Source organism: Okeania sp. KiyG1 (assembly GCF_014132355.1).
Taxonomy (GTDB): Bacteria; Cyanobacteriota; Cyanobacteriia; order Cyanobacteriales; family Microcoleaceae; genus Okeania.
In genome coordinates this window covers 1-2,735 of the sequence record NZ_BLZO01000111.1, presented here as the reverse complement: position 1 = coordinate 2,735, position 2,735 = coordinate 1, and the positions used below count along the sequence as shown (strand labels likewise).

Genomic DNA, 2,735 nt, shown 5'->3' with positions numbered 1-2,735 from the left:
TTTATCATAAGACTGTTCCACTGCTGACTGAGCTAAACGAGACACACCCACACCATAACATCCCATTACTAAAGGCACTTCTTCACCCTGTTCATTTGTATAAGTTGCCCCCATCGCTCTTATTGATTGGTTTTTCCTCCGGAATGCAGAGCGCGGGTCTTAAACCAACGTTGAGATAAAAATCAAAGTTGAATTTTTCCAGAGAGAAAAAATCATTTTAATGCTTTATCAATCAAATCTTTAATAGTAGATAACACCTCCGCCACAGGTATTTCCTGAGATTGATGATTAGCTCTTTCTACAAATTCAACTTTGCCAGACTTGAGCGATCGCCCGGTAACTATTCGATAGGGAATTCCAATTAAATCTGCATCTTTGAATTTAACACCCGCTCGCTCATCTCGGTCATCCAAAATAGTCTCTATTCCAGCTTCATTTAATTCTTGATAGAGATTTTCTGCTACTTCTATTTGTTGAGCATCCTTAATATTAGGAATACAAATAACCACATGATAAGGAGCGATCGCCACAGGCCAAATAATCCCATCTTTATCATAAGACTGTTCCACTGCTGACTGAGCTAAACGAGACACACCCACACCATAACATCCCATTACTAAAGGCACTTCTTCACCCTGTTCATTTGTATAAGTTGCCCCCATCGCTCTTATTGATTGGTTTTCCTCCGGAATGCAGAGCGCGGGTCTTAAACCAACGTTGAGATAAAAATCAAAGTTGAATTTTTCCAGAGAGAAAAATCATTTTAATGCTTTATCAATCAAATCTTTAATAGTAGATAACACCTCCGCCACAGGTATTTCCTGAGATTGATGATTAGCTCTTTCTACAAATTCAACTTTGCCAGACTTGAGCGATCGCCCGGTAACTATTCGATAGGGAATTCCAATTAAATCTGCATCTTTGAATTTAACACCCGCTCGCTCATCTCGGTCATCCAAAATAGTCTCTATTCCAGCTTCATTTAATTCTTGATAGAGATTTTCTGCTACTTCTATTTGTTGAGCATCCTTAATATTAGGAATACAAATAACCACATGATAAGGAGCGATCGCCACAGGCCAAATAATCCCATCTTTATCATAAGACTGTTCCACTGCTGACTGAGCTAAACGAGACACACCCACACCATAACATCCCATTACTAAAGGCACTTCTTCACCCTGTTCATTTGTATAAGTTGCCCCCATCGCTCTTATTGATTGGTTTTCCTCCGGAATGCAGAGCGCGGGTCTTAAACCAACGTTGAGATAAAAATCAAAGTTGAATTTTTCCAGAGAGAAAAAATCATTTTAATGCTTTATCAATCAAATCTTTAATAGTAGATAACACCTCCGCCACAGGTATTTCCTGAGATTGATGATTAGCTCTTTCTACAAATTCAACTTTGCCAGACTTGAGCGATCGCCCGGTAACTATTCGATAGGGAATTCCAATTAAATCTGCATCTTTGAATTTAACACCCGCTCGCTCATCTCGGTCATCCAAAATAGTCTCTATTCCAGCTTCATTTAATTCTTGATAGAGATTTTCTGCTACTTCTATTTGTTGAGCATCCTTAATATTAGGAATACAAATAACCACATGATAAGGAGCGATCGCCACAGGCCAAATAATCCCATCTTTATCATAAGACTGTTCCACTGCTGACTGAGCTAAACGAGACACACCCACACCATAACATCCCATTACTAAAGGCACTTCTTCACCCTGTTCATTTGTATAAGTTGCCCCCATCGCTCTTATTGATTGGTTTTCCTCCGGAATGCAGAGCGCGGGTCTTAAACCAACGTTGAGATAAAAATCAAAGTTGAATTTTTCCAGAGAGAAAAAATCATTTTAATGCTTTATCAATCAAATCTTTAATAGTAGATAACACCTCCGCCACAGGTATTTCCTGAGATTGATGATTAGCTCTTTCTACAAATTCAACTTTGCCAGACTTGAGCGATCGCCCGGTAACTATTCGATAGGGAATTCCAATTAAATCTGCATCTTTGAATTTAACACCCGCTCGCTCATCTCGGTCATCCAAAATAGTCTCTATTCCAGCTTCATTTAATTCTTGATAGAGATTTTCTGCTACTTCTATTTGTTGAGCATCCTTAATATTAGGAATACAAATAACCACATGATAAGGAGCGATCGCCACAGGCCAAATAATCCCATCTTTATCATAAGACTGTTCCACTGCTGACTGAGCTAAACGAGACACACCCACACCATAACATCCCATTACTAAAGGCACTTCTTCACCCTGTTCATTTGTATAAGTTGCCCCCATCGCTCTTATTGATTGGTTTTCCTCCGGAATGCAGAGCGCGGGTCTTAAACCAACGTTGAGATAAAAATCAAAGTTGAATTTTTCCAGAGAGAAAAAATCATTTTAATGCTTTATCAATCAAATCTTTAATAGTAGATAACACCTCCGCCACAGGTATTTCCTGAGATTGATGATTAGCTCTTTCTACAAATTCAACTTTGCCAGACTTGAGCGATCGCCCGGTAACTATTCGATAGGGAATTCCAATTAAATCTGCATCTTTGAATTTAACACCCGCTCGCTCATCTCGGTCATCCAAAATAGTCTCTATTCCAGCTTCATTTAATTCTTGATAGAGATTTTCTGCTACTTCTATTTGTTGAGCATCCTTAATATTAGGAATACAAATAACCACATGATAAGGAGCGATCGCCACAGGCCAAATAATCCCATC

At 38.9% G+C, this 2,735-nt stretch carries 1 protein-coding gene and 4 pseudogenes; all 5 read right to left on the bottom strand.

Annotated features, from left to right (window positions below; translation table 11 throughout):
* Positions 1-212: 212 nt before the first annotated feature.
* Positions 213-668, bottom strand: a pseudogene (locus tag SAGCYANO_RS26360) (His/Gly/Thr/Pro-type tRNA ligase C-terminal domain-containing protein); the annotation flags it as partial.
* Positions 669-758: 90 nt separating this feature from the next.
* Positions 759-1,214: pseudogene (locus SAGCYANO_RS26355) on the bottom strand (His/Gly/Thr/Pro-type tRNA ligase C-terminal domain-containing protein); the annotation flags it as partial.
* A 91-nt stretch (positions 1,215-1,305) separates the two neighbouring features.
* Positions 1,306-1,761 (bottom strand): annotated as a pseudogene (locus tag SAGCYANO_RS26350) (His/Gly/Thr/Pro-type tRNA ligase C-terminal domain-containing protein); the annotation flags it as partial.
* 91 nt (positions 1,762-1,852) lie between these two features.
* Positions 1,853-2,308: pseudogene (locus SAGCYANO_RS26345) on the bottom strand (His/Gly/Thr/Pro-type tRNA ligase C-terminal domain-containing protein); the annotation flags it as partial.
* 91 nt (positions 2,309-2,399) lie between these two features.
* The coding region (locus SAGCYANO_RS26340; RefSeq protein ID WP_237396707.1) for a His/Gly/Thr/Pro-type tRNA ligase C-terminal domain-containing protein at positions 2,400-2,735 on the bottom strand (336 nt) is incomplete at its 5' end.